The sequence below is a fragment of the Anaerosphaera multitolerans genome, from assembly GCF_004006535.1.
GTDB lineage: Bacteria > Bacillota > Clostridia > Tissierellales > Peptoniphilaceae > Anaerosphaera > Anaerosphaera multitolerans.
Map to the genome: position 1 here is coordinate 32,109 of NZ_RLIH01000009.1, position 26,785 is coordinate 58,893.

Annotated in this window: 26 protein-coding genes, 1 pseudogene and 1 riboswitch; of the genes and pseudogenes, 4 read left to right on the forward strand and 23 right to left on the reverse strand. The window is 33.5% G+C overall.

Going from position 1 to position 26,785, the window contains the following annotated elements; genetic code table 11:
• Positions 1 to 72: 72 nt before the first annotated feature.
• The 9 genes and pseudogenes from EF514_RS06945 to aroF form a co-directional block, all read right to left on the reverse strand.
• On the reverse strand, positions 73 to 1,110 hold the full coding sequence (locus EF514_RS06945; RefSeq protein ID WP_127724715.1) for a threonine aldolase family protein: 1,038 nt from the start codon (positions 1,108 to 1,110) through the stop codon (positions 73 to 75).
• 89 nt (positions 1,111 to 1,199) lie between these two features.
• Positions 1,200 to 1,649 carry a type II 3-dehydroquinate dehydratase gene (gene aroQ / locus EF514_RS10915; protein WP_276317178.1) on the reverse strand — a complete coding sequence of 150 codons (450 nt, stop codon included), beginning with the start codon at positions 1,647 to 1,649 and terminating at the stop codon, positions 1,200 to 1,202.
• 54 nt (positions 1,650 to 1,703) lie between these two features.
• Positions 1,704 to 2,882, reverse strand: a pseudogene (locus EF514_RS10920) (shikimate kinase); the annotation flags it as partial.
• Between the two features lie 11 nt (positions 2,883 to 2,893).
• Entirely contained in the window at positions 2,894 to 4,030 is a 1,137-nt protein-coding gene (locus EF514_RS06955; RefSeq protein ID WP_127724717.1) for a bifunctional chorismate mutase/prephenate dehydratase, read from the reverse strand.
• Positions 4,020 to 5,021: a chorismate synthase gene (locus EF514_RS06960; protein WP_127724718.1), complete on the reverse strand. Its 1,002-nt coding sequence runs from the start codon at positions 5,019 to 5,021 to the stop codon at positions 4,020 to 4,022. The genes EF514_RS06955 and EF514_RS06960 overlap by 11 nt, the downstream gene beginning before the upstream one ends.
• A 2-nt stretch (positions 5,022 to 5,023) precedes the next feature.
• A complete protein-coding gene (aroA, locus tag EF514_RS06965) occupies positions 5,024 to 6,211 on the reverse strand; it encodes a 3-phosphoshikimate 1-carboxyvinyltransferase (RefSeq protein WP_164845565.1) in 1,188 nt (395 codons plus the stop codon).
• Positions 6,208 to 7,236 carry a 3-dehydroquinate synthase gene (gene aroB / locus EF514_RS06970; protein WP_127724720.1) on the reverse strand — a complete coding sequence of 343 codons (1,029 nt, stop codon included), beginning with the start codon at positions 7,234 to 7,236 and terminating at the stop codon, positions 6,208 to 6,210. The genes aroA and aroB overlap by 4 nt, the downstream gene beginning before the upstream one ends.
• Positions 7,211 to 8,068, reverse strand: coding sequence for a prephenate dehydrogenase (locus tag EF514_RS06975; RefSeq protein ID WP_127724721.1), 858 nt, complete (start codon positions 8,066 to 8,068; stop codon positions 7,211 to 7,213). The genes aroB and EF514_RS06975 overlap by 26 nt, the downstream gene beginning before the upstream one ends.
• A complete protein-coding gene (aroF, locus tag EF514_RS06980) occupies positions 8,065 to 9,066 on the reverse strand; it encodes a 3-deoxy-7-phosphoheptulonate synthase (protein ID WP_127724722.1) in 1,002 nt (333 codons plus the stop codon). Before aroF ends, EF514_RS06975 begins: the two co-directional genes overlap by 4 nt.
• A gap of 494 nt (positions 9,067 to 9,560) precedes the next feature.
• On the opposite strand from aroF, the gene EF514_RS06985 reads away from it, so the two are divergent.
• Positions 9,561 to 9,761 (forward strand): cold-shock protein, encoded by a 201-nt coding sequence (locus tag EF514_RS06985; protein ID WP_127724723.1) that lies wholly within the window; start codon positions 9,561 to 9,563, stop codon positions 9,759 to 9,761.
• Between the two features lie 266 nt (positions 9,762 to 10,027).
• Positions 10,028 to 10,243: a (2Fe-2S)-binding protein gene (locus EF514_RS06990; protein WP_127724724.1), complete on the forward strand. Its 216-nt coding sequence runs from the start codon at positions 10,028 to 10,030 to the stop codon at positions 10,241 to 10,243.
• A 34-nt stretch (positions 10,244 to 10,277) separates the two neighbouring features.
• On the opposite strand, the gene EF514_RS06995 is transcribed toward EF514_RS06990, so the two are convergent.
• The 9 genes from EF514_RS06995 to EF514_RS07030 all read right to left on the reverse strand — a co-directional run bounded on the left by EF514_RS06995 (position 10,278) and on the right by EF514_RS07030 (position 18,490).
• Positions 10,278 to 11,003, reverse strand: a complete 726-nt coding sequence (locus EF514_RS06995; protein WP_127724725.1) for a P-loop NTPase — start codon at positions 11,001 to 11,003, stop codon at positions 10,278 to 10,280.
• 72 nt (positions 11,004 to 11,075) lie between these two features.
• On the reverse strand, positions 11,076 to 11,240 hold the full coding sequence (locus EF514_RS10825) for a hypothetical protein (protein ID WP_164845566.1): 165 nt from the start codon (positions 11,238 to 11,240) through the stop codon (positions 11,076 to 11,078).
• 35 nt (positions 11,241 to 11,275) lie between these two features.
• Complete coding sequence (locus tag EF514_RS07000) at positions 11,276 to 12,184, reverse strand: acetamidase/formamidase family protein (RefSeq protein ID WP_127724726.1); 909 nt, start codon at positions 12,182 to 12,184, stop codon at positions 11,276 to 11,278.
• 64 nt (positions 12,185 to 12,248) lie between these two features.
• The gene (locus EF514_RS07005) at positions 12,249 to 13,952 is read right to left on the reverse strand and encodes a catalase (protein WP_127724727.1); all 1,704 of its coding nucleotides are present in this window, start codon (positions 13,950 to 13,952) and stop codon (positions 12,249 to 12,251) included.
• 28 nt (positions 13,953 to 13,980) lie between these two features.
• Positions 13,981 to 14,271, reverse strand: a complete 291-nt coding sequence (locus tag EF514_RS07010) for a DUF4491 family protein (RefSeq protein ID WP_127724728.1) — start codon at positions 14,269 to 14,271, stop codon at positions 13,981 to 13,983.
• Positions 14,272 to 14,383: 112 nt separating this feature from the next.
• Entirely contained in the window at positions 14,384 to 14,719 is a 336-nt protein-coding gene (locus EF514_RS07015) for a DUF3784 domain-containing protein (RefSeq protein WP_127724729.1), read from the reverse strand.
• Positions 14,720 to 14,790: 71 nt separating this feature from the next.
• On the reverse strand, positions 14,791 to 15,486 hold the full coding sequence (locus EF514_RS07020) for a GAP family protein (protein WP_127724730.1): 696 nt from the start codon (positions 15,484 to 15,486) through the stop codon (positions 14,791 to 14,793).
• A gap of 65 nt (positions 15,487 to 15,551) precedes the next feature.
• Positions 15,552 to 15,655: riboswitch (guanidine-I (ykkC/yxkD leader) on the reverse strand.
• Positions 15,656 to 15,743: 88 nt separating this feature from the next.
• Positions 15,744 to 18,194, reverse strand: a complete 2,451-nt coding sequence (locus EF514_RS07025; protein WP_127724731.1) for a CoA-disulfide reductase — start codon at positions 18,192 to 18,194, stop codon at positions 15,744 to 15,746.
• Entirely contained in the window at positions 18,191 to 18,490 is a 300-nt protein-coding gene (locus EF514_RS07030; protein ID WP_127724732.1) for an ArsR/SmtB family transcription factor, read from the reverse strand. The genes EF514_RS07025 and EF514_RS07030 overlap by 4 nt, the downstream gene beginning before the upstream one ends.
• Before the next feature lie 129 nt (positions 18,491 to 18,619).
• On the opposite strand from EF514_RS07030, the gene EF514_RS07035 reads away from it, so the two are divergent.
• Entirely contained in the window at positions 18,620 to 19,279 is a 660-nt protein-coding gene (locus tag EF514_RS07035; RefSeq protein ID WP_127724733.1) for a pyroglutamyl-peptidase I, read from the forward strand.
• Here EF514_RS07035 and EF514_RS07040 read toward each other — a convergent pair.
• From EF514_RS07040 to yfcC, 5 genes are all read right to left on the reverse strand, one after another.
• Positions 19,276 to 20,328, reverse strand: coding sequence for an AbrB family transcriptional regulator (locus tag EF514_RS07040; protein WP_127724734.1), 1,053 nt, complete (start codon positions 20,326 to 20,328; stop codon positions 19,276 to 19,278). The two genes, EF514_RS07035 and EF514_RS07040, sit on opposite strands and share 4 nt — an antisense overlap.
• A gap of 132 nt (positions 20,329 to 20,460) precedes the next feature.
• Positions 20,461 to 21,417: a S41 family peptidase gene (locus EF514_RS07045; RefSeq protein ID WP_164845567.1), complete on the reverse strand. Its 957-nt coding sequence runs from the start codon at positions 21,415 to 21,417 to the stop codon at positions 20,461 to 20,463.
• Between the two features lie 152 nt (positions 21,418 to 21,569).
• On the reverse strand, positions 21,570 to 22,460 hold the full coding sequence (locus EF514_RS07050; RefSeq protein ID WP_127724736.1) for a patatin-like phospholipase family protein: 891 nt from the start codon (positions 22,458 to 22,460) through the stop codon (positions 21,570 to 21,572).
• Between the two features lie 88 nt (positions 22,461 to 22,548).
• Positions 22,549 to 23,709 (reverse strand): beta-aspartyl-peptidase, encoded by a 1,161-nt coding sequence (gene iadA / locus EF514_RS07055; protein ID WP_127724737.1) that lies wholly within the window; start codon positions 23,707 to 23,709, stop codon positions 22,549 to 22,551.
• Between the two features lie 12 nt (positions 23,710 to 23,721).
• Complete coding sequence (gene yfcC / locus EF514_RS07060) at positions 23,722 to 25,239, reverse strand: putative basic amino acid antiporter YfcC (protein WP_127724738.1); 1,518 nt, start codon at positions 25,237 to 25,239, stop codon at positions 23,722 to 23,724.
• A 271-nt stretch (positions 25,240 to 25,510) separates the two neighbouring features.
• On the opposite strand from yfcC, the gene EF514_RS07065 reads away from it, so the two are divergent.
• A complete protein-coding gene (locus tag EF514_RS07065; protein WP_127724739.1) occupies positions 25,511 to 26,779 on the forward strand; it encodes an MATE family efflux transporter in 1,269 nt (422 codons plus the stop codon).
• Positions 26,780 to 26,785: the final 6 nt, after the last annotated feature.

Consider the following 26,785-nt stretch of genomic DNA (forward strand, 5'->3'; position numbering starts at 1 on the left):
TATCTCCTTTATAATATATTTACCTTATTTTACTGTTTATAAACCTAAAGCGTCTTTTTAACATTTGAAAGATCATAGTTCATCATCTAGTTCCAATATAATTTTCGCAGCTTTTTCAGTTTCCTCCCGTGAAATATCCTTATAAAAAACAAGTCTCACTTTATTTTCCAGTACAGGTCTAATTAAAAGTCCTTTTTCTCTTAAACGACTACAGTATTCTTCAGCAGACAAACCGCTATCTTTAACATCTAACATTACAATATTAGTCTCTACATTTTTCTGCACTCTTACATTTTTAATATTATCTAGTAACTTGCTAAAAAGTTTTGCATTTTCATTATCTTCTCTTAAAAATTTTAAGTTATTTTTTAAAGCATATAAGCCGGGAGAAGCTATAACTCCTGCCTGTCTCATATTTCCACCTAACATTTTCTTCACTTCAGTTGCCTTTTGGATAAACTTAAAATCTCCGAGAAGTAAAGAACCCATTGGAGCACCCAAGCCTTTTGATAGACAAAACATAACTGAATCCACATATTTTACTATTTCCCACGGTTTAACATTTAAACTCTCTGCTGCATTAAAAAGTCTGGCTCCATCCATATGGATTTTTACATTATAGGCTTTAGCAACATCACTTATATCCTTTAACTTTTCCAAAGTTATACAAGTTCCACCGGCAAAATTATGAGAGTTTTCAATTATCAAAAGTTTTACGTTATTATTCTCCAGTTGTTCCCTTAAGCTTTCAATACTTGGAGTTCCATTTTCATCTAACTTATAAAATAAGGGCGTTAAATTACCTCCCTTGCTAGTAAAGGTAAACTTTTCACTTTTATAAATATGTATTATCTCATCTATTAAAACTTTATCTCCAGCATTACAGTGGGTTAAAAGCGCAGCATTGTTTGCCAATGTACCTGAAGAAAAAAACAAAGCCCTGTCTTTTTTTAACAGATTACTGCTATAGTCCTCCAATTCATTTACCGCTCTATCCTCTCCTCTTCCGTAACTGTCCAATCTTCCTGCATCACCTAATTTATCAATGGTAATGGACTCCAACATTTCCTTTGTAGGCATTGAAAGAGTATCACTTCTTAAATCTATCATTTTCATCCTCCAAATTTACTGTTGTTTTATTTCTACCCTTCATATATAAAAATAAATACCCCGTGAAGTACACCCGAGGTATTTATTTTTTAATCACTGTAATTTTCATATAAGAAATCAATGGCATCTAGGTATCCCTTAAAACCTCTGTTAGAAATACTCTCCACACAAGCTTCTCTAACATAGGATACCTTTCTGAAATCTTCTCTGTTATTTACATCTGAAATATGAACTTCCACTGTAGGAATTTGAACAGCTTTTATAGCATCTAAGATTGCAACACTGGTATGAGTATATCCTGCAGGGTTTATAACAATTCCATCATAACCTTTAAAATATGATTCTTGAATTTTATCAACAATATCCCCCTCATGATTTGATTGAAAAATTTCCAGCTTTATGTTCAGCTTATTTGCTTTTTCCTGAATCATTTTATTTAAAGTATTGTAGCTTTTATCTCCATAGATTCCTTTTTCTCTAATTCCCAACATATTAATATTAGGTCCGTTAATTACAAGTACACTCCATCTGTTATCTATATAGCAATCATCTTTAATAATTCCAAAAGAATAATTTGAACCTTTTGGATTATCAATAATTTTATCACTCCACGCTTTATAAAGCTCTTTTCTCTGCTCATATAATTCTTCCAAAGGAGTACTTAAAGAAATAGGTCTATCTTTTACTTCAAGATCCTTTAAATCTCTTTTTATCCAGAATATTTCGCTGTTTTCTCTAATAATGGGATAATTCTCATCTCTTGTAACTATTCCGCCACCTGTTGAAATAACGGCCTTTTTTTCTTTGCAAACTTCCTTTAAAACTTCAGTTTCTACCCTTCTAAAGTATTCTTCGCCTCTTTTTTCAAATATCTCAGGAATACTCATACCCTCTCTCTTTTCAATTAATTTATCCGTATCAAAAAATTCTCTTTCTAAGGATTCTGCCATCATCTTTCCAATATGAGATTTTCCCGAGCCGGGCATCCCAATTAATATAATATTTAAAGTTTCATCTTTTACGTTTCCGACTATTCGCTTTATTTCATTTTTATTAATTTTAAACCCCTTAAATAACTCGCTTGATTTTTTAGCCTGTGCAACGAGCATTTCAAGTCCTCCCACATGGGGAATTCCTTTAATTTTTGCATCTATTAAAAGCCTAGTCATATGGGGATTGTAAATTAAATCCACAACTCCCCTACAATTCTCAAACTTGCTTAAATCCAATAAACTTACTCCGCTATTGGGATACATTCCCACAGGAGTAGTATTGACTATAATCTGCGCATCATAATGTAAGTTTAGATTTTTATAGTTGTTTGCTCCACTGCGAGATATTACCACAACTTCTCTTGCCTTTAAATCCTTAAGTACAGCCTGTACCGTAAGTGATGAACCCCCACTTCCCAGCACAATACACTTTAATCCCTCAGGATTTATATTATTGGATTTTAAAAGATAATTAAAACCATAGTAATCCGTATTATATCCCTTAATTTTTCCATCTACTTTAACTATTGTGTTAATACTTCCTATTTCAAGAGCTTCTTTTGAAATCTCATCACAGTACTTCATGGCAAGTTTCTTATAGGGAATAGTAACGTTAAAACCGCTATATTTATCATTTTTTATTAAAGTTTCCAAATCATCTTCTTCAACTTCTAAAAGTTCATAATTGTAACTTCCCGAAATATTATCTCCCAACATTTTATGAACTAAGGGTGAATAACTGTGTTCCAATTTTTTTCCAATTAAACCAAAATTTTTCATAACATCTCCCACTATATTTCCATATAACTTCCCAAGTACTTATATTCATCACTTAACTCTTCCAATTGATTTATAAATTCTGAAAACTCCTCTGAATATACATCCACATCTAAATCAAAGTAAAACATAAAATCAAAATCCCGCTTTGGAATAGGTCTACTTTCCAACTTTAATAAATTTATACCTAAAGTATTAATTCGAGAAAGTATTTTATATAAAGACCCTGCCCTATGAGGCAGTACCATCATCAAACTGGTTTTGTTAGCTCCGGGATATATTTCCAAATTCTTACTTATACAAATAAATCTGGTATAGTTATTATCTCTGTCCTGAATATCTCTTTCCAAACACTTCAAGTCATAAATTTTACTACAGGAATAAGATGAAATAGCAGCTACATCTCTTCTATTTGAATCTGAGACCATTTTTGACGCCTCAGCAGTATTTTCACATACAGTTATTTTCGCCTTTGGACATTTTTTTAAATATTCTTCACATTGAAGTATTGCCTGTTCATGAGAGAATATTTCCCTTATTTCCTCTCTATCAATTTCTTCTTTTGTTAATAGACAATGGTCCACTTTTAATTTAACACTTCTTACAATATAAAAATTGTGTTTAATCATTAAATCGTATACTTTATTTACAGAACCGGCAGTACTGTTTTCAAGTGGTAATATGCCATATCTACATTCCCCGCTGCTGATTTTTTCAAATACATCATCAAATCTTTTAACATAATCGATTTTAGGAATTTTAAATATTTTATCGCAGGCTTGTTGCGAATAGGCTCCTTCTACTCCTTGACAAGCAATAGTTGCTCTTATTGGAAATTGTTTATCTGTTTCATTTAACACTGTATTAACTTTTTCACCTAACTTTGAGATTTTCTTTTGAGATTTTCTTTGATAGTCCTTACTTAAATCCATAATAGTGTTAAAAAGTATATTCGTATAATGCACCATATCTTCAGAAGACATTGAAGCTATTTTTTCCAGCTTCTCTCTTTCTCTTGAATAATCCATAATTGGTTTTCCAATTTTTAATTTATACTGTGCAATTTCCTTTGATATTTCCATTCTTCTTTCAAAGCTTTTGATTATTTCACTATCTAATCTATCTATTTCTTCTCTATACTTATCTAACATTACACTCTCCCATTAATAAATCAAAAATCGCCATTGCTGCTGCCGCTTCAACACAAGGTAAAATTCTTGGAACTATACAGGGATCATGTCTTCCTTTTACAGAAAGAACAGTGTTTTCACCTTTGCTATAACTTATACTATCCTGCTCCTTAGAAATGGAAGGAGTAGGTTTTACTGCAACTTTAAACACTATATCCATTCCGTTGCTTATACCTCCTAATATGCCCCCGTTATTATTTGTCTTAGTTTTTATTTCTCCATCTTCATAGTAGTACTCATCCTTACTTTCACTGCCCTTTAACTTAGCTATGGCAAATCCCTCTCCAAATTCAATTCCCTTTATGCCGGGAATTCCAAAGACAGCTTGAGAAATTTTATTCTCCACTCCGTCAAATATGGGACTCCCAATGCCTGCTCTTAAACCCTTTATTCCACACTGTACAATTCCACCTACTGAATCTCCGTCATTCATTGCTCTTTCTATTTCCAAGTAAGGCTCTTTGGCATTTCCACCTATCTCCAGTATTTTAGAATTTATCTCTATTTTCTGTTCTTCTAAAATCTGAATAAAAATACCGCCTGCTATACAAAGAGGTGCCGTAAGTCTACCTGAAAAGTGACCTCCGCCTCTATAGTCCTCATATCCTCCATACTTAATATGAGCCGAGTAATCAGCATGTCCAGGTCTTGGCACATCTTTAATTACATCATAATCCTTGGAAATAATATTTGTATTTCTAATTATTGCAGTTAAGGGAGCTCCACAAGTCCTGTTTCCAACTAAGCCGCTTATAAATTCCGGAATATCCTCTTCTCTTCTTGAAGTGGTGTACTTACTTCTACCGGGTGCCCTTCTATTTAAAAAACTTTGTAATTTTTCCATATCTATTTCAAAGCCTGCTGGCAAATTGTGAATGCTTACCCCTATTGCCTCGGAATGCGATTGACCGAATATTGATACTTTTATAAAATCTCCATATATTGAAGCCATCTCTAACCCCTTTCCACATTTTTATCTAAATCCAACTCTTTTAACTTTTCAAAAAAACTTGGATAAGATTTTTCAACTGCTTTTGAATTTAAAATTTTCACTTTCTCTGCCGATTCAATTGAAGCAATTGCAGCCATCATAGCTATTCTATGGTCTCCATGGGAGTTAACCTCTCCTCCCTTTAAAGGTTTTTTACTTCCCGCTATTTCCAAGCCATCTTTAAGTTCTTCAACTTCCACACCTAAAATACCTAAAACATTTGAAATTGATTTTAATCTGTCACTCTCCTTTAATCTAAGTCTTGCTGCATTTTTAATGACAGTTGTACCTTTTGCTCTACTTGCAAGTAGGGCAACGGCAGGTATTAAATCGGGTATCTGACTAGCATCTATTGTTGTGGCTTCTAATGATTTTCTTTTTATAACAACTCCATCAGTCATTAGTTTAATTTCCACACCAAAGTCTTTTAAAATTTCAATAATTTTTCTATCTCCCTGAAGTGAGTTTAAATTTAACCCCTTACAATATATTCCCTCTTCAAGCATTGCTCCTGCTACCAGCCAGAAAGCCGCATTGGACCAATCTCCCTCTACAAAATAATCTCCCGGCGCTATAAATCTTTGATTTCCTTCTATGTAAAATCCGAATTTTTCTCTTTTTATTTCTATTCCATAATTTTCAAGAACTTTAATAGTTAAATTTACGTAGCCTTCAGATTCCAAAGGTCCTTTAATATTTAAAGTGCTGCTTTTCTTTAAAAGCGGTAATGCCATTAACAAGCCACTGACATATTGAGACGATACATTTCCCTTTAAATTATATTCTCCGCCCTCAAGCTGTCCCTTTATTTTAAAAGGCACTTCACCCTGAGGGCTTAAAGTACAACCGTGAGATAATAACTCTTCATAAAGAGGCGATAAAGGTCTACTTGGAAGTCTTCCCTCCGTATAAAATTCACCCTCTCTTCCCAGTGCTGCCAACAAAGGCAGTAAAAATCTAAAAGTTGAACCGCTTTCTCCACAATACAATTCCTTTTTATTAAGAGTAAGAGCCTTTAAACATTTTTCAGTAGCATCTATATCCTGAGACTTTTCATTATAAATAACTTTATATTCTCCGCCTGAAAGATAGTTACAAATTAAAGCCCTATGAGCTATGGATTTTGAAGATATAATCTCTATAGTTTTCACAATAATTCTCCTAATTCTTCAATAGTAATTCGTTTTAGCAGACACTTTCCAATTTTTTCAGGAACAACTATATCTATTTCATTGCCCTTTCGTTTTTTATCCGACTTCATAGTCTTATAAAGCCTTTTCTTTAATTCAGGTATGTTAACTTCTCCTAAAATTGTGTTGCTTAATTTTTCTTCACTAAGTAAAAGTCCATAATCTGAAAGTATATCATTAATTTCTTCCGCCACGTCTAAAGGGCACCACCCTTTTTTAACGGAAATTCCAGATATCATTTCCATTCCGTTAGCCACTGCAATACCATGACCTATTTCATAATTGCTGCTCTTTTCAATTGCATGACCTATAGTATGACCGAAATTTAGTATTTGTCTAATTCCTTTATCAAACTCATCTTCTTCTACAAAACGAACTTTAATTTCTCCACACCTATTTACTATTTCTTCAAGCTTAGTAGCTATATTTTCTTTGTTTCTTAAAATATTAAACAACTCTTCATCTGCTATTATGCCATACTTAATAACTTCAGCCATTCCATCTGAAAATATTTCTTTAGGTAGAGTTTCTAAAAGAGAAATATCTTTAAATATTAAACTAGGTTGATGAAAGGCTCCCAGTAAATTCTTTCCCGCCTTTAAATTTATTCCCGTCTTTCCTCCAATTGAAGAATCAACTAAAGCCAAAAGAGTTGTCGGTACTTGGATTATTTTTATTCCCCTTAAATATGTTGCAGCTACAAAGCCGGATAAATCTCCGATTACTCCTCCCCCTAGAGCTACTACACCGTCAGTTCTGGTCATGGGAATTTCAGCCATATAATTTATTATATTTAAGTAGGTATTGGGATTTTTTGAATCCTCTCCCGCCTCCACTATATACGTTTTTACTTTATAATTCGCTTCTTCAAGACTTTTTACACAGCTTTTTAAATACAATTTCTCTATATTTTTATCAGTAATAACAAGCAGTGTATCTCCTGAAATTATATCCTTTACACTACTTCCCAAGTGTTCCAGTTCCATACTTTTCAACCTCTACTTTCCGATTCTTTCCCTCCGCCAATAAATCCCTTAGATTAGTTTCATCGCCGGCTTCAATTGCACTTCTATATCTGTTAAGCTCTTCTATTAAAATATCCAGTTCATACTTTAAATTGTCTTTATTTTCCATAAATAACTCCGTCCACATATCCTCATCTAAGTATGCAACTCGCGTAAAATCTCTAAAGCTACCGCCGGAAATTAACCTGTCACTAATTAGTGCCGTCTTACTTTTTACAAAGGCATTTGAAACCAAGTGGGGCATTTGAGACGTATAGGCTATTATTTCATCATGCTCTTCGGCTGAACTGACTATTATTTTTAAAAAACCCAATTCTTCCAAAGTTGTTTTTACTTCAACCATTAATTTAAAATCTTTACGTTCTTTAAAAACTAAAACCATTGAAGCCCCTTTAAATAAATCACCACTGCTATTTTTAAAGCCGCCTTTGTGATTTCCTGCCATTGGATGACCGCCAATAAAAGTAAAACCGTATTGAGCAGCCTTTTCAAATCCTTCCTTACAAATTTTTCTCTTCGTGCCGCAGCAATCAATTACCACTGTTTTAGAATTTAAGTTTTTAGAATTTTCTCTTAACCAATCTATACTTTCATCTGGAGAAATTGCCAAAAAAATATAATCGCATTTTCCTATTTTGTCATCAGTTAATTCATCATCTATATCTCCCGATAATTTCACAAAATCTAAAATAGTTCTGTCACTGTCAAAGCCAAAAACTTCTTTACCTAATTCTCTAAATCTCTTGGCAATTGAACCTCCTATTAAGCCAAGACCTACTACTCCTACTTTCATACTATTGCCTCTCTAATTTTATTAACCTGTTTAATTACATCTTCAAACTCCTCAGGAGTCAATGATTGTTCTCCATCACTAAGAGCTTCCTTAGGATTATTATGAACCTCTATAGTAAGACCATCAGCTCCGCAAGCCGTTGCCGCAGCCGCCATCGGTTTTACTAAATTGGCACGCCCAGTCCCATGACTTGGATCTACTATAACAGGCAGATGTGTTAAATTGTGAAGTAGCGGAACCGCCGATAGGTCCAAAGTATTCCTTGTATAGGTTTCAAAGGTCCTAATACCTCTTTCACAAAGTATTATATTCTCATTACCGCTTGACATAATATATTCCGCACTCATTAAAAATTCTTTAATAGTATTAGCAAAACCTCTTTTTAAAAGTATAGTCTTATTAGTTTTCCCCAGTTCTTTTAATAATTCGAAGTTCTGCATATTTCTTGCACCCACCTGAATTACATCAACATCTTCAAAAAGAGGAATATGATTAATACTTACTATTTCCGTAACTATGGGAAGATTGGTTATCTCTCTGGCCTTTAATAACAACTCCAACCCTTCGGCCTTTAACCCTTGAAAGTCATAAGGGGAAGTTCTCGGTTTAAAAGCTCCGCCTCTTAACATACTTGCTCCTGATGCCTTGACTTTTTTAGCTATTTCCACAATCTGTTCCTCTGATTCCACAGAACAAGGTCCAGCTATAACTATAAAGTTTCCATCACCGCACTTAGTTCCCTTTACATCTATTACTGAATTTTTAGGATTGAATTTTCGATTTGCACTTTTGAACGGCTCCGTAATTCTCGTAACTTTTTCCACAATATCTAAAACTTCCAACATCTCTACATCTATTTTGCTGGTATCTCCTATTAGTCCAAGTACAGTTTTATAATCTCCCACAGAAACATGAACCCTTAATCCCAATCCTTCAAGCCAACTAATTAATTCATTTCTCTGTTTTTCCGTTGTTTCCTCTTTTAATACTGTAATCATCTCTATCCTCCTTAATAAAATAAAAAAACTCCACAGTTGTTTCCTGCGGAGTTTAAAGTAACTATATCTATATGGTACTAAAATTCTAAATTATAGTTTAAATAAACTTTTTATAGCAGCAAAACAACTTTTTCTTTAAAAAATAGAAAAAGTAATAAAAAAAATATTCAGCTGCAAAAAATAAAGTTTTCATAACTTCGAATTCCTTCACTAATAAATTTATACAATATTAGCACATCCCGTTTTTATAGTCAAGGAAAATAAAATATTTATTATTTTATTTTTTGACCACTGAACTATTTGAACACAATTTATTATACTACTAATTTTGTTAACTCCTAAAACAATAATTCCTTTTATTCTTAACTTGCTTTTATAAATTATTAGTGATATACTAATTAACAGTAATAAATGTGAAACAAATAGCTGTGTATTTTAATACCTCTTTATGGATTCGTTATTATTACAATATTTTTAAAAGGAGGTATTTTTTTATGTCTACAGGTACTGTAAAATGGTTTAACTCTGAAAAGGGTTTCGGCTTTATTTCTCAAGATAACGGAGATGATGTATTCGCACACTTCACCGCTATTCAAGGAGATGGTTTTAAAACATTAGAAGAAGGTCAAAAAGTTACTTTTGATGTTGAACAATCTGATAGAGGATTACAAGCTAAAAACATAAACATAGCGTAAAAACGTAAAACTTTCCTCACCTTATAGGTGAGGATTTTTTTGATTTTCCACTTTGTTTAAACACCATACATATTGAGTATAATAATAATGGAGGTAAAGTTAAATAAATTTTAATTCTAAAATTTCATCTATATCAATAAAATAAAAAGCATTACCTTGTTAAGATGATTTTGTAAATTGTTTATTTTAACTTATTATAATTAGTATTTAATACTAATTTACCTCCAATAAAAAATTATTGAGAAACTAAACATTTGAGGTAGACAATGGAAGATAAAGAACAACTTATTATGGATAAACTAACTAAGGTATGTACATGTAAATCCATAACCAGGTACAAAATTAAAAGAGCAATTGAACATGGATGCGAAGATTTGGAATCCATAATGGATAGAACAGGAGCAGGTACGGGATACTGTAAAGGTAAAAACTGTTCCGAGCCTATACAGTTTTTAATTGATGAATATTGGGAAAACAAATAAGCAGGAGTTATTACCTAAACCCCTGCTTATTTTATTACCCATTTATAATTAAATTGTCAATTATTGAAGCCAGACCAGTTTCCTCTATGTCCTCAATTTGACCTTTGTCTACCAGTTCTCTAACTTTTTCACTCATTCCCAAACTAGCATAGTTTGAAATATTGAAATCCTCTGCCACCTTTTCAACTTGTGACGGTCCAAATATTTCATGCTTTGCATTACAGTTGGGGCATATATAGTAACTCATATTTTCCACTAAACCCACTATTGGTATATTTAATTTAATCGCCATATTTGCCGCTTTTTTCATAATCATTTGAACCAGATCCTGTGGCGTAGTAACTAAAATCAAACCGTCTAAAGGCAAATCAGTCATTACTTTCATGGCAATATCTCCTGTTCCGGGAGGCATATCTATAAAAGTCATATCCACATTTTTCCAATTTGTTTCCTTCCAAAACTGATCTATTGCACCGCTTAATAACGGACCCTTCCAAAGTACCGGCTGAGACGGATCATCAAGCATTAAATTTACTGAAACTACTTGAATTCCGGTCTTTGTTAAAGCAGGTTCAATTAAACCATCTACACCTAAAAGATTATCTTTAAGCCCGAAAGCCTTAGGTATTGAAGGTCCTGTTAAATCCCCATCTAAGACTGCTGTTGTAAGACCTCTTCTATTACTTTCAACTGCTAAAAGACTGGTAACTAAAGATTTACCAACTCCACCCTTACCGCTTATTACTCCATATACTCCCATTTTAATGTCCTTTCAAGTTAAAAATTTTAATCTATAAAAATTATAACACAGTTGTGGAATCTCTTTAAGATATTATAAATCTTTTTTATTTTTACCGCTTAACTTATCTTCTACAGTTGTTCGTCTCCTTACATAGCTTTCAATTGTATTTTTATACAAATCACTTCCGCAACAAAGCCGCAATTCTTCTTTATTTTCAGTTTTATTTAATTTCTCCCTTTTCTTTATCTTTTTCATAAAAAACTCCATTCTAAAAAATAAAGTTACAATTTTTAATTTCTATTTAAAATTTCTTCCATAGTTAAAATATAATTTGGTATTTCAGCCCTTACAGTCTTCATTGGATTTACTACCTGAGATATTCTTAAATCAAGTACCTGACTTGCCATTACATAAGCTTCAGCCCATGTTGAGTTTAATACTTCACTTATATATTTTACTGCCGTACTTGCAGCATTCTGCATAGCCTCTTCCAAATTTTCCCCCGATGCAATTATTGCAATATTATCTTTAGATTCCAAAACAGGCCAATTTAATTTCTTTTTCCCTTTTATTAGGCTTACTTTTAAATCTACTTCTCCGGGGATTTCAAGTCCGGTAAAACACAGTTCTCCATCTCCCATTACAGCATGTAAATCGCCAAGAGCAAGCATTGCCCCTTCCTGTCCTACATCAAAATACAATGTCCTTCCCTTAGTTATAGTCTTAGTATCCATATTGCCCCCATGTTTCCAAGGAGTATGAGTTCCCCAAGTACCTTCTCCCTCTCCCGGAGCCACTCCTATAACTCCAATCATAGGCTCTATAGGAATTTTTTTACCAAGATAATTGGCAAAGCCCTCCTTTACTTCTATTACTCTTACTATGGCTTCCTTTGATTCCTCAGGAAGTCCGCCTGAACCCGGTATTGCAGCTGCTACTCCTCTGTCATCGATTTTTATATCAAGAATTTCAACTTTTAAAATATCTCCAACCTCTGCCCCCTCTACATAAATAGGACCTGTTGCAGGATTTACAATATCCATGTCTATTTCCAATAAAACCTGATCTTCACTGCTTATCTGCTGATGAAAACAATCACAGGTTTCAACAGTAAAAGTTTCCCCGTCTTTCACCTTGTAGGCACCCTTCATTCCATTTTCAAAATTGTAAATCACATTATCTCTTAATAGCTTTTGCATATTTACCTCCTCTATTTATTATTTATAAGTAAAGAGCATTAGAGAAATTCTAATGCCCTATTTTTTATAACAAGTATGAATCTGCTTCCCAAGATGATAAAGTCTTCGGATTATCTACATTTGTATCTCTGCCCTCTTTCGGTAGACTCATAGCTGTTTCCGGCATTGCAGGCTCTGTAACTATATTTAAGTCCTCATCTCTTTTGTTGTCCTTCTGCCACTCTTCACGACTTCTACTTAGCCGTGGTGTCAAGTCCACACTTTCTATATCAATACCTAGAGCTTTTGCTACCCCCTTTCCGTATTCAGGGTCTGCTTGGTAGCAATTAACTATATGGCGATGTTTAATTTGCAGTGTGCTGTCGCCTAAATTTCTGGCGGTATTTTCAAACAACACCAACTGTTGCTCAGAAGTCATAGCTCTAAACAGTAGACCCGGTTGAGTAAAATAATCATGGTCATCTTCTCTAAAGTCATACCTTTTAGCTTCCCCACCCTTGTCAGGATGCAAAGCCACGTCAGGGCTATCCTGCCAGCCACCGTAACTATTAGGAGAATAGTGAAGTTCACTTCCCTTGTTCCCATCTACACGCATAGTTCCGTCTCTATGGTAATTATGAGGATTTTCTACTCCCTTAGGCGAATTTACAGGTATTTGATGGTGATTTACACCAAGGCGATACCTATGAGCATCGCTATAGAAGAAAAGTCTTGCCTGTAACATTCTATCGGGAGACAACCCTATTCCCGGAATTATGTTCGCCGGGCTAAAGGCAGCCTGCTCAACATCTTGGAAATAATTGTCGGGATTTCGATTTAAAACAAATTCTCCAACTGGAATTAGCGGAAAATCTTTTTTATACCACATCTTCGTTAAATCAAAAGGATTGTAAGGTAGATTTTCAGCTTCTTCTTCAGTCATAACCTGTATAAACATCTTCCATTTTGGAAATACTCCCGCTTCAATTGCCTCATATAAATCCCTTCCACTGCTTTCACGGTCCTGTCCCACTACATAGCTCGCCTCTTGGTCGGTAAAGTTTTGAATTCCCTGTTCACTTCTGAAATGAAATTTAACCCAAACTCTTTCATCTTTTTCATTTACCATACTAAAAGTATGACTTCCAAAACCATGCATAAATCTAAAGGATGAAGGTATTCCTCTATCTGACATTGTAAGCGTAACTTGCAATAAACTTTCCGGTAATGACGTCCAAAAATCCCAATTTGTATTAGGACTTCTTAAATTAGTTCTTGGATCCCTTTTTACAGCGTGATTTAAATCAATAAATTTCATAGGATCTCTAAAGAAAAAAACAGGAGTATTATTACCTACAATATCCCAATTCCCCTCTTCAGTATAAAATCTTACTGCAAATCCTCTAATATCCCTTTCCGCATCAGCTGCGCCTCTTTCTCCCGCAACAGTGGAAAATCTCGCAAATACTTCCACCTTATTTCCAACTTTAGAAAATAGTTTTGCCTTTGTATACTTTGAAATATCCTCAGTAACTACAAATTCTCCAAAAGCTCCCCATCCCTTTGCGTGCATCCTTCTTTCAGGTATTACTTCTCTGTTAAAGTGGGCTTGTTTTTCAAATAGCCAAATATCTTGAATTGAAATGTGTCCTCTTTGACCTGCAGTTAAAGAATCTTCATTGTTATCTACCAACTGTCCTCCTGCACGTCTTAAATACTTATCATAAACTTTTTGATTTCTACTAGGTTGATGTTCGTTTAATCCGTTTTTATCCCTTGGGTTTTTCATAAAATTCTCCTTTAAAACTCAACTAAAATTACAACTTTCCTTTCCTCTTATTTGGGTTTTTAGGAAACCATCCCTTCCTAACCCTTTCTCTTTGTTCAAAAAGTTCCAAAATGCTCCATAGACAGGAAAAGCCCATAACGCTTAATATTGCAGACCAAAATATTTCAGTTACATAAAATCCCATTGCAATAAAGAAAATTCCTGCCACAGCAAAAATCGGCCACATCTTTACTCCAAAATAATATTCGCCTTTAATTACTATAGGATGAAATATTCCAATTATTAAGAAAGTAAATGCACCAATTAAAACTCCCTTCATAGTTCATCCTATCTTCTTACTAAATATAAAACTATAGAAACTATACCCTTTAAATCTTTAAGTACACATATTTGGCCTTTTTAAAAGTCCACAGATAACCCGTGGACTTTACTTACTTAAATCTATACTTGTTAAAATTTCTTTTATATATTATGTTCATAATTAAATATAAAATTAACCAAATAATAAAAAGAGCAACTCCTGCTTTTGAAGATATAAAATAAGATACTGCCATACCTATTCCCACACAGATTATGGAAATAAAAAGATTTAGTACATAATCTCCAATAAGTTTCTTCTTATCATATCCATCTCTTGCATTTTTAGGAATTTCACTATAAACCCTAATTAAAATTGCAGCCTTTTCTCCAAATATTACCATTATCAATAGATATATACTTAAAAATATAAAAGCAAAACCATTTATTACAAGTCCATAGTTATCCATAAAATACCCCTTTAAAAATTTAAAATTTATCTATTACAATAATACAATAAGGCTATCCTTTAATCAAACCACTATAGGTATATGGTAAAAGCTGAATGAGATATTAATATAATACCTATTACCGCTGTTATAGCAGGAGCCAATACCCTTGACAACTTATTCATATTGGTCTTTATCACCAAGTAAATAGTATCAAACTTATCCTTTGCCTTTATATAGATAATATACATTATAATCAGCGGCATTGAATAAACTATATTGTATACTACCATAATAAAAATAACGTTAATAAATTCCAAATTGTAATTAAACAATATACTTAAAAAGGCAAAGTAAGGTAAAGCCGTAGTCAATTCACTTATTGTTGCCACAATTCCCAGTAACACCAACGATTTAGGAGTTACACTTTTAATTTTATCAAATATTTTATTTTCATCATCTTCCTTTTCCGTCTTCTTATTAAAACCGAAATATACCAAGTATAGCGTTGATAAAACAAAAGCTACACCTATAACTAACTCAATTAAGTATATTGTAGTTCCATACCTCGCAATAACTCCACCCATAAACTCACTAATTACAGAAATTAAGCCAAAGTATGCCAATAAACCTCCTAGAAAATTAGTAGTGCCTATTGCAATTATAAAATACCAAATATCTTTCGTTCTTTTTACCATTCCCTGTAGCACAAATTGTTCTGTAATAGCAATTGGGTTAATGCTATCTGCAGCACTGGTTACTACAGTGGAAGCCAACAAACCGAACATATTTTCCTCCTAATTAAATAAAAATACAAAATAAAAAAAAGCCCAAGAGTCAGTCTTATAAACTAAACTCCTAGGCTTTTATCCTACCGTGTCCATAAAGTATCTTTCAACTTTATGCGCTTTCTCTCGGACCAGACCAGCAAGCTGCGGAACCCTAGAAAACCAAACTATATTCAATTTCACAATATAGAACTAGTTGCAACATAGTGAATTTCTATACTGTCCTAATTATAGCAACTCCTTTTTATTTGTCAAGGTTAAATAAATAAATTTAATCCCGATTCTTCAGTCTTTGCTAGATAAGTTGCAACGCCCGCAATTTCCACACCGTCAATTAACTCCTCTTCTTTAATTCCCATAATGTCCATACTCATTGCACAGGCTATTAGATTAACGCCCAAATCTTTCGCCTGCTTTAATAGCATTTCAGGTGTGTCAACATTTTTTTGCTCCATTACTTTTTTCATCATAGTGGTTCCCATACCACCCATATTCATTTTGGAAATCTTAAGCTCACTTATTCCCTCAGGCATCATCTTGGAAAACATCTTTTCCATAGTATCCTTTTCAACTGTTATACCTTTTTTTCTAAGGATATTTAAACCCCAGAAAGTAAAAAACATAGTTACCTTTTTACCCATCGAAGCAGCTCCTGTAGCAATTATCAAAGATGCCATTGCCTTATCCAAGTCTCCCGAAAAGACCACTATTGTCGCTCCATCTTTTACCTCTTCAGCCATTTTTTCAAGATTAACCTTGCCTTTTGAAATTATCGCCTTAAAATATCCATCTTCTATGTCTAAGCTTAATAATACATTTCCCGTTTTTTCACACCAAGCTCCTATATCTCTTTTGAATCCTGGCTCCGATGCCTTTACTTCAAGAATTTCACCATCATTTAACTCTTGTAAAGCCTTATAGGTTGCTGCAATTGGTCCGGGACATTGCAGTCCTCTTGCATCTATACTTTTTGTTACTTTAATGTTTTTTTTTAAAATATCCGGATTATCTGCACAGGAAAAATTACCGCTTTCCAATTCTACATCTTCACTATTTGCAGTCATTCCATGTTGCTCTCTGTAAAGAGAATATCCTCCGGCTACGTTTGTAGCACTAATTCCTGAATTTTCTAAAACTCTACACATCAGATATCCCCTGCTACCTATTTGACAGCTTACGTAGACATCTTTATCCTTTGGAATATTGTCAATCTGGCTTCTTAAATCACCGCAACAGATATTTACAGATCCCGGTATAGTTCCCAAAATAGTTTCTTCCGGTTCTCTTACATCAATTAAGAAAGCTCCCTCCTCAACTATCTTGTCAATTTCCTTTACACTTACATCCTTTAAAATATTGTCAAGTTTATTCTGAGCCATATATCCGGCAACATTTACAGGATCCTTAGCTCCTGAATAAGGAGGAGCATAGGTCAGCTCCAAATCCGTTAAATCATCTACTGTAAGACCGCCATAAATTGCCGCTGCAATAACGTCAATTCTCTTTTCTGTTCCGCTTCCACCAATGGCTTGAGCTCCTAAAACCCTTCCACTTGGCAACTCATAGAGAACTTTTAAATTTATAGGCATAGCTCCCGGATAGTATCCCGCATGATTATTTGCAACTACGTTTACAAAATCAAATTCCTTTCCTGCTGCCTTAAGTCTCTTTTCATTCCATCCTGTAGATGCAGCAGTTAAATCAAAAATCTTTGCAACTGAAGATCCTAAAAATCCCTTAAAAGAATCCTCTTTTCCCATTATTACATTTGCCGTAATTCTCGCCTGTTTATTTGCCGGTGCTGCAAGGGCTAAAGACATGGGTTCTTTATATATATAATCCTTAAACTCTATGGCATCTCCAAGAGCAAAAATATTTTCATCAGAAGTTCTCATATGCTCATCAACTAAAATATGTCCCCTTTGACCAAGTTTTATTCCTGAACTCTTTACAAATTCAGTGTCCGGCCTCACTCCTATGGAGAGTATAGTTATATCACTTTTAACTTTTTTCCCGCTGGAAGTAACTATTAGCTTTCCCTTATCTTCAAATCTATCAACACCATCACTTAATATTAATTCAACTCCCTTTTCCTTTAAGTGGTTGTGTAAAATTGTAGCCATTTCCAAATCAAAGGGTGCCATTATTTGGTCTAAAGCCTCTATTAAAGTTACTTTAATTCCCTGCTCCGCCAAATTTTCAACCATTTCCACACCTATAAAACCGCCTCCTATTACAACGGCTTTCTCAGGTTTGTTTTCATCTATAAAATTTTTTATTGCATCAGTATCGGGAATAGTTCTAAGAGTAAATACATTCTCCGCTTCATTTAAACCTTTAATTGGCGGTTTTAAAGGACTTGCTCCCGGCGAAAGAACTAAAGTGTCGTAACTTAACTCATAATTTTTATTTTCTTTTATATTAAATACTGTTAACTTTTTATTTTCAGAATCTATTTCTTTAAGTTCATTGAAAACTCTAATATCTAAATTATATTTACGACTTAACTCTTCAACTGTCTGTACAAGTAAAGTATCTCGTTCTGCAATGGTTCCGCCTATATAGTAGGGAAGTCCACAATTTGCAAAGGAAATATATTCTCCCTTTTCAAGTATGATTATTTCAGTGTCTTCACTAAGTCTTCTAAGTCTTGTGGCAGTACTTGCACCGCCGGCAACTCCACCAACTATTACTATAGTCTTTTTCATAATTCTATCTCCTTTTCAAATAATACTCTCATTAATTTCTCTACTAGAGGATTTGCAATAAAATAAAAATTTTCCGTTTTCTTTCTTGAACAATCTATTATACCTGCCGATTTTAAAATTGACAGATGTTGTGATACCGTGGATTGAGGCATTTCTAAACACTCCTGCATATTACTTACATTCTTTTCTCCCTCACTTAAAAGGCCTCTAATAATGCACAGTCGTACAGGATGCCCCAGTACCTTTAACAATTCGGCTCTTTCTCTCAACAACTCATAATCTTGTTTTATATCCATTTAAATACTCCTTCTATTGCTATATTGTAATATTACGATATTACGATATTAATGTCAAGATTAACCGATATTTTCTTGATATCTCATAATTTTAATAGTAAGCTAGTATTAAAAAGAAGAGGTGTTTTTATGAACCTTTTAATAGTGGGATTTGAAGCCTTAAATCCTGATAAAACTAATCTAGGCTACAATGTAGTAAAACAACTATCTGATAAAATTTTTGAACATAATCTCATTAAACTTGAATTGCCCTCATCCTTTGATAATTCCATTGATATATTGGAAAAGGCAATGGATACATTCAATCCAAAGATAGTTCTATGTATTAATCAATTAGAAAGTAAATCCGGTCTTTCCTTGGAAAGAATTGCAATAAATATTGATGATGCACAAATACCTGATAATAATGGAATTACTCCTGTTGATAAAAAAATATATTCAAAGGGAGAAAATGCATATTTTACTAAACTTCCCATAAAAAAAATTTTGAAAAATTTAAAAAGTATACAAATCCCTGCTACTATTTCCAACTCTGCAGGAACTCATTTTTCCAACCATGTAATGTACGGATTATTATATTTAATAGAAAACAATAAAAAATTTGAAAATACAATTGGCGGACTTATCCATATTCCCATTTCAAAAGATGAAAATGGAAATATTAGCTCTTTATTAGCTATGGATGATATTGTAAAAGCACTTAAAATTATAATTGAAACTGTTATTAAAGAACCCTTTGAAAAAAAAGAATCAAAGAAGAAAAATTACTTCTTTGATTTCAATATTTAAAATAAATTTACTACTAATGTTATTACCTGTGGAAATACAGCTATTACAAAAATCATTCTAATAATTTGCATAACTATTAAATCCACACTCACTACACCAATATCTGATGAAATTAAGGCCATATCACTGGCTCCCGCCGGTGTTGCTGCTAACATGGCTTCTTTTCTTTCTATTTTAAAGACTTTATTTAAAATAGCGCCGGTCCATATGCAATTAGCCATGTAGCCAACCACAATAAGTATTACCGGTATTAAAAGCTCTTTTAACATTAAAACGTCTTTTAAACCTATTCCCGAACCTATATAAGTACCTGATAGCAACTGTGCAAATCGTTTCATTTCAATTGTCAGATTACCTATTCCTGTAGTTAATTTTAAAATCAAAACTGCAAACATTGAAAAGGAAAGTGTTCCTGCAGGTACACCTAATCTTTTACCAATATATCCCCCTAAAAAAGCCACAAAAAGAGTAAGCCCCAAGTGTATCCAGTTATACTCTCTCTTCTTTACCTTAATATTTTCCCTTGTTTCTTTTTCAAAGGGTTTGTTTGGATTGTCGGAAGAAAATCTCATATCAAATTTTTGAATAAAAGTTGGAAATATTCCAATTCCCACTGTCATTCTAACAAATTGCAGAGTTGCAACTACCCCTGCATTAGCTCCCATATCCTCTGCAATTAAAGGTATATCACTCATTCCGCCGGGAACTACACTCATAAGAGAAGTTATAATATCCAGGGAACTAATTTTCCAAATGACAATGCCCATTACAATATTTAAGACAAGTAAATTAAATAATAAAATCAATATGGGCTTAAAAAGCTTGGGAAGTCTGTTTAAATCATTTTTACTCATCCCGCTTCCTATAAAGGCACCTGCTATTACCTGCGCAATAAATTTTGAAACGTCAGGCATATCAGCCCTTCCGGTAAAAATATTAAATGCCGCTGCTCCCAATATTGCTCCTACCATCATTCCGCCGGGAACTTTTAACTTATATAAAATTATTCCAAGCACTAATGCTATTCCAAATGTAATTAGAAAATCCATAATATCCCAACCTAATTAAAATTTATCCTAATTTAATTATAGCTTTAGTCAGGGATTATGTTAAAGTAAATTTCTGTTTTTTAAGTGTGTTTAATTTAAAAATAGCAAGCTTCTTTAGCTCGCTATTTTAGATTATTCATTAATCCATTTAATTGCCTCTTCCAGGGGATTATCAGTTACCATATCGGGAACTATTGGATCTTCTGCAAAGACTTCTCCCGTCCTTGCTTTATCCCTTGCAATAGTTAAAACCATTTCCGCACCATCTGCTAAAGGTATAACGGTATTTGCGCTGGCATATCCTGCAGTCGGTTTTCCAAAGCTCTTAACATTGTCCAGGCCCATAAAGGAAATAAATGTGGCTTCAGCTGAACTTGCAGTATTTTCTCCCGTTAGAATTGCAACTTTAGTCTTTACCTTAATGTGCCCAACCTTTGCTCTTGTAGGCATGCCACCACCTGAAATTAGTCCCTTAGTTAATTTAACAGGCGAAGTACCTCTATTGCTTTCAAAGTACATTAAATTACCATCTGGAAGTAAGGGAGCAAGTCCGGCTAACATAGGTCCCATATCTCCTCCGCCATTTTCTCTTAAGTCCACAACTACTCCCTTTAAATTTTTACTTGTAATTATTTTATTTGCCAGTGTATCGGCATATTTTTGTCCCTGTTCCTTAGTTCCCACATAGGAGGGCAACTTTAAAGTAAGTATATTGTCCTTATATTCCGTAGTAGGATATTCTATAGCATTTAATTCCTGAGTTTCATCTACTAAAGGTTTTTTTATAAAAAAGGAGTGTTTCCCGCCGGCTACTTTAATGGCTTTTTCTATAATAGGATAGGTTTCTTCGTAGGTCTTAACTTTCTTTAAATCTTCAAAAACTTCTTTCTTAGCCTCTTTCCATTCCTTAGTGTTTTTATAAAGGCCATTTTTATCCATAATATTAATGGCTTTTTTACCATAGCTCTCAGCTGTTATCTCTTGTGAAGTTGTAGTTTCTTTTGCATATGTAGTTTTACCAACTCCTAAAATCACAATTGATAACAACATAAAAAACACTGTACATCTTTTAATATTCAAATTTTTCATTTTATCACCCTTTCTTAATTTCATTATAAGTTTAAATTTAATAAAAACTCTAAATATAATCTAAAGAATTTCTAAATAACATGGTACAGTTTAGTTACTTATATAAAATTTAAAAAGGCTATTATATTTTCAATTAAACTGTGGAAAGAAACTTAATTTAACTTTAAAAAGTCCTTCCAATTTTCCACTTCTTTTAACCCCTGACCATAAGATAAATTATACATCCGAACCAGTTTTTCCTTATCCGTATCCTTATTTTCCACAAACATTTCTTCCGGATATACTACAAAAGCTCTTCCTTCTCTTTCCAATTTACTGATTTCATCTAAAGTATTGTTGTAGTTTAAGTATCTGATCTCCATAGCTTTATAAACCTGAGGATATTTTTTAAAATAGGTTTTTAATAAAAAACTTTCCGCCTTAGTCATTGGTTCCTTTCTATAATCTTTTTTCCTAGTTCTCACAATGAAAAATTTTTCATAGCCGTCTCTTTGAGCTATATCTAAAGGTATTCCCCCTCCTAAACCTCCATCATAGTAAAGCTCTCCTTCAATTTCAGTCTTGGGCATAAAAAAAGGCATTGATGAAGAGGCTCTTACTACTTTCATAAGCCTATCAATACTGTTTGCATACTCTCTTCCCCAATAAACTGTTTTTCCCGTATTTATGTTGAAAGTTCCAATTTTAAATTTGGCAGGATTTAAAAGAAAATTTTCCATATTAAAAGGCGCTGCACCATTAGGCAAGCCCCATTCTTCATAAATATAACTTGAATTGAAGAAACCCTCATTCCTTAAAAATGTCTTAATTCCTCCAAAATTAGGATCATCTACAATATCTATATAGGATTTTTTCGTCCTCTCAATATCTCGTGAAATATAATTAACAGTATTACTTGAACCTGCGGAAATTCCGGCCACATAGTCAAAGAATATCTCATTTTCATTTAGTATGTTGGCAATTGCAGCAGTGAAAACACCTCTCATACCTCCGCCTTCAAAAATCAATGCCGTATCCTTCACGTTAGTTTTTGAAATATCCAAAGTACCACCTCAAAACCTTAAAATTAATTAAATATTTTTATGTTATTGAGGATTATAACACAAAAAAATAAAGATTGCACAGCAATCTCTACTTTTCATAAGTTCCCTTTACTAGCGGAACACCTTTTTCTACTAATTTTTTCCCCATGGCATATACATCTATAATATCTAAATTCTTATTTAAACGAACTAGGTCGCCGTCATTTCCCTCTTTTATTTCACCCTTTCCAGTTAGTTTAAAATTATTGGCAGTATTTTTAGTTGCTACTGTAATAGCTTTTTCCAAAGGAATTTTTTCATTTAAAATAGAATCTTTAATTTCCTTAAAAAGACTTTTTACTTCCCCCACACCTACTCCTACCATTTGACCTTCTTTATTAAAGTCAGGAAGAGAGCCTTGTCCATCTGATGAAAGTGTAACCATATTAAGTAAGTCCTTATCATAAAAGATTTTCATAGCCTCAGAACATTTAACTTCACCTTCTGCTAAAAACACCTCAGTTGTACTTGTGGTGAAATCCACAAATCCTCCCTTCCCAGCATATTTTATAGCTTCCTTAAACAAATAAGGATTCCTATTCATATGCGTTGGTACTATGTGTTTAATGGGTATGGACGTCTTACTTAATACTTCATATACTAAGTTAAGCATTTCCTCACCATCACCCATATGGACGTTTATTACGCCCGCCTTTCCGCTTAACATTCCGCCAAGTCTGGCCTGTGAAATCACCCTTGCAAATTCTACATAGCTGGGTACAGTGGAACGATGGTCGGAAATAGCAATTTCACCTACACCGATAATTTTATCTATTAAAACAATATCATCTACTATAGAGCCGGTTAAAGTCCTTACTGGGATTTCATAGGATCCCGTTTGAATATAGGTACTAATACCCTCTTCCTCCAGCCCTCTTGCCTTTGCAAGTAAATTGGTCATAGTCCTTGTAGTACCGTCCGTTCCCAACACTCCTATTACAGTAGTAACGCCTGACAAAGTAATATCGGTAAGCATTATTTCAGGAGTACGCAGCTTAAAACCGCCTTCCCCACCTCCTCCGCTTATATGGACATGATTGTCAATTAGTCCCGGAATAATATAATCTCCTTTAACATCTACAACTTCATGCTCAACGTTTATTAAATTAAAATCATTGCCAATTGCTAAAATTTCACGCCCGCCTATTAAAATATCTTTTCTGCCCAAGTACTTAGGACTATATACTTCAGCATTTTTAATTAAAATCATATTCTCTCTTCCTTATGCAAAACCTATTGCCACTGCCACAAACATAAATATTGAAGCCAGTGCAAAAAGTAAAATTTGAAACTTAACTTGAAATTTAGCCCAATTTATCCATTCCAGTTTAGCCGCTCCAAGTACAGCCATTAACAATCCTGAAGTTGGCACTATAATATTTGTAAGTCCATCACCCAATTGGAAAGCCAAAACTGCAACTTGTCTTGTAATCCCAGCCAAATCAGCAAGCGGTGCCATTATAGGCATTGTAAGACTTGCCTGTCCCGAACCGGAAACTACAAAGAAGTTGAAGATAGATTGAAATATAAACATAACCCAAGCGGAAATAGCCGACGGAAGTCCTGAAATCAATCCTGATGCTGACTGTAATATGGTATTTAATACAGTCGGAGTAGTAGGATCAGTTCCTCCCAGTACATAAATAATTCCCTGTGCCATTCCAACTACAAGGGCCGGTCCCAACAGGTCCTTAGCTCCATCTTTAAAGGAATTTGCCACTTTGTCCATAGTCATATTGTTCAGCCTAAATATTATTCCTATAATACCTGCTATCAATCCCATAGTAAAAAATTGACTGGCTATTTCCGGTATATAGTAACCTTTTTTAACTACACCCCAAATTACCCATATCATAGTAACTACAAGATCTAAAATTACAAGTTGATGTCCCAAAGAGAACTTTGATTGAATTTCTTTACTTTTCTCCAAATCATCTCTAAAGTACTGATCTGATTCATAGGCAAGTGACTTTGTCGGATCTTTTTTTATCTTCTTTGCATATACCATAATAAAAGTAATTGCTACAATATTAAAAACAATCCTCATTATAATTCTGAACTGCGCCCCTGACATTACAGGAACTTGGGCAATTCCCTGTGCTATTGCAACAGAAAAAGGATTCATCCATGATGCAGTAAAACCTATTTGAGTTGCAACATAAGTAATCATAACTCCAACTATAGCATCATAGCCCATGGCAATTACCATCGGAACCACTATCATTACAAAAGGTATGGCTTCTTCTCCCATTCCGAACACGGCTCCGCCCAGAGAGAAAAGTAAAAATAAAATCGGTATTATAATTGCCTCCTTACCCTTTAACTTTTCAATCATACGCAGTATACCTGCATCTATTGCACCTGTACTCATTACAATTTGAAAAGCTCCGCCTATTACCAGTATAAAAGCTATTACTCCAATGGCACTTCCACTTCTGTCTCCCGTAACTATACCCTCAAACATATAATTTAGAAAACCCGGTTTTTCATCTGAGTCCGCCGCAAAAAGTTTCACACCGTCTTTTAAAGGTTTTCCACTTTCATCTGTTGCATATTCAAAGGTACCGTTTTTAATTACCGTCCTAGTTTTAACTTCATCGTTAACTTCATAGGAAATCTCTTCCGTTTCAAAAGAACCCTTGGGAACGACATAGGTTAAGATTGCCGCTGCAACTACAACAAAGAATATAATTATAAAAGTATCCAACATTTTAATTTCTTTGTCTATTCGTCCTTTCATTCCATCCACCTCATTTATAATTTTTTCTAAATAGTATATTACACCATTTTTAATATTTCTGTATCCTTTTTAGACCATTTGTTTAAAAAATAGTCGTATAATATATTTTTGTACTTATCTTAATACTATATCATCGTCCAATCTACTAACTTACTTTTGTTTTCTTGCAAACAATGTTAGAATATTATTAAATTATCGGATTTTAAATATTAGGAGGGATATTATTTCTTCTTTATTAAAGACTTTTTTCCGCTATACAATTCCTTCACTTATGGCTATGTGGGTATTTTCACTTTATACTATGGTGGACGGTTATTTTGTGGCAAACTATGTGGGGGAACTTGAATTTTCCGCTATAAATATAGCAATGCCCTTTGTAAACGGACTTTTTGCCTTGGCTATTATCTTCGGTGTCGGCTCTTCCACTGTTGTGGGAATATTACTGGGTGAAAATAAAAAAACAGAAGCAAATAAAATTTTTTCTTCTGTCCTATTAGTATTAATTGGTTTTTCTCTTATAATTACACTTATATTTAACCTATTCCTTCCCCAAGTGATTAATTTTCTTGGAGCCACAGAAAGCACCTACGAATTTGTAAAAGATTATCTTCAAATTATACTATTCTTCGGAATATTTTTTATAATCTCCTATAACTTGGAAGTTATGGTTAAAATTGACAGCTTCCCTTTATTGGCAACTTTAGGTGTTTTTATTTCCGGAATTACAAATGTTATTTTAGATTATATTTTTGTAGCCCGATTAAATTGGGGAATTAAAGGAGCTGCAGTTGCTACTGGTATAGCTCAGGTTATTTCTACAGTCTTGTTTCTATACCATTTTATACTTGGAAATTCCAACTTAAAACTTGTAAAAACAAAATTAAATTTAAAAATTTTTAAGCGCATTGTTCCAATTGGACTGGGAGATTTTTTAAATGAAATGTCCACCAGTTTTATAATTTTGCTATTTAATAACTTTCTACCTTCAGTACTGGGAGAGAAATCTTTGATTTCCTATACTGTAATATCCTATGTAACTTTATTTGTCCTCATTACCATGTCCGGACTTACTCAGGGAATGCAGCCCATTGTCAGCTATTACTACGGTAAAAAAGAAAAAAAGTCCTATAGGAAAATCTTAATGTTTTCTGCCTTGGCAGTTGGTGCTTTCAGCCTTTTATTTTTTATTATTGTAAACAGTTTTACAGAGGGGATTGTAAATATATTCTTAAGTAAAAGCGAAATAGATATTTTAAATATTACCTACTTAGGAATTCACAAATATTCCTATGCCTATTTACTTGTGGGATTTAATCTGTTAATAGGAGCATTTTTCGCCGCCATCGGTCAAGCTAAAAGCTCTATAATAATTTCCATAGCAAGAGGATTTCTTTTTATACTCTTATCCTTAAATTTTGCAAAGTCCTTTTTAGCATCTGAAAATATTTGGCTTGCAGCTTCAATATCAGAAGGATTTGCTTTAATCTTATCTCTTTTACTTTTAAAATATACTTTTAACAATAAAAAATCCCTATCTTAGGATAAG

Coding starts and splice junctions, on each gene's coding strand:
- EF514_RS06945 (WP_127724715.1), bottom strand. CDS start 1,110: ATGATAGATTTAAGAAGTGATACTCTTTCAATGCCTACAAAGGAAATG.
- EF514_RS06955 (WP_127724717.1), bottom strand. CDS start 4,030: ATGTTAGATAAGTATAGAGAAGAAATAGATAGATTAGATAGTGAAATA.
- EF514_RS06960 (WP_127724718.1), bottom strand. CDS start 5,021: ATGGCTTCAATATATGGAGATTTTATAAAAGTATCAATATTCGGTCAA.
- aroB (WP_127724720.1), bottom strand. CDS start 7,236: ATGGAACTGGAACACTTGGGAAGTAGTGTAAAGGATATAATTTCAGGA.
- EF514_RS06975 (WP_127724721.1), bottom strand. CDS start 8,068: ATGAAAGTAGGAGTAGTAGGTCTTGGCTTAATAGGAGGTTCAATTGCC.
- aroF (WP_127724722.1), bottom strand. CDS start 9,066: ATGATTACAGTATTAAAAGAGGAAACAACGGAAAAACAGAGAAATGAA.
- EF514_RS06985 (WP_127724723.1), top strand. CDS start 9,561: ATGTCTACAGGTACTGTAAAATGGTTTAACTCTGAAAAGGGTTTCGGC.
- EF514_RS06990 (WP_127724724.1), top strand. CDS start 10,028: ATGGAAGATAAAGAACAACTTATTATGGATAAACTAACTAAGGTATGT.
- EF514_RS06995 (WP_127724725.1), bottom strand. CDS start 11,003: ATGGGAGTATATGGAGTAATAAGCGGTAAGGGTGGAGTTGGTAAATCT.
- EF514_RS10825 (WP_164845566.1), bottom strand. CDS start 11,240: ATGAAAAAGATAAAGAAAAGGGAGAAATTAAATAAAACTGAAAATAAA.
- EF514_RS07000 (WP_127724726.1), bottom strand. CDS start 12,184: ATGCAAAAGCTATTAAGAGATAATGTGATTTACAATTTTGAAAATGGA.
- EF514_RS07005 (WP_127724727.1), bottom strand. CDS start 13,952: ATGAAAAACCCAAGGGATAAAAACGGATTAAACGAACATCAACCTAGT.
- EF514_RS07010 (WP_127724728.1), bottom strand. CDS start 14,271: ATGAAGGGAGTTTTAATTGGTGCATTTACTTTCTTAATAATTGGAATA.
- EF514_RS07015 (WP_127724729.1), bottom strand. CDS start 14,719: ATGGATAACTATGGACTTGTAATAAATGGTTTTGCTTTTATATTTTTA.
- EF514_RS07020 (WP_127724730.1), bottom strand. CDS start 15,486: ATGTTCGGTTTGTTGGCTTCCACTGTAGTAACCAGTGCTGCAGATAGC.
- EF514_RS07025 (WP_127724731.1), bottom strand. CDS start 18,194: ATGAAAAAGACTATAGTAATAGTTGGTGGAGTTGCCGGCGGTGCAAGT.
- EF514_RS07030 (WP_127724732.1), bottom strand. CDS start 18,490: ATGGATATAAAACAAGATTATGAGTTGTTGAGAGAAAGAGCCGAATTG.
- EF514_RS07035 (WP_127724733.1), top strand. CDS start 18,620: ATGAACCTTTTAATAGTGGGATTTGAAGCCTTAAATCCTGATAAAACT.
- EF514_RS07040 (WP_127724734.1), bottom strand. CDS start 20,328: ATGGATTTTCTAATTACATTTGGAATAGCATTAGTGCTTGGAATAATT.
- EF514_RS07045 (WP_164845567.1), bottom strand. CDS start 21,417: ATGAAAAATTTGAATATTAAAAGATGTACAGTGTTTTTTATGTTGTTA.
- iadA (WP_127724737.1), bottom strand. CDS start 23,709: ATGATTTTAATTAAAAATGCTGAAGTATATAGTCCTAAGTACTTGGGC.
- yfcC (WP_127724738.1), bottom strand. CDS start 25,239: ATGAAAGGACGAATAGACAAAGAAATTAAAATGTTGGATACTTTTATA.
- EF514_RS07065 (WP_127724739.1), top strand. CDS start 25,511: ATGGCTATGTGGGTATTTTCACTTTATACTATGGTGGACGGTTATTTT.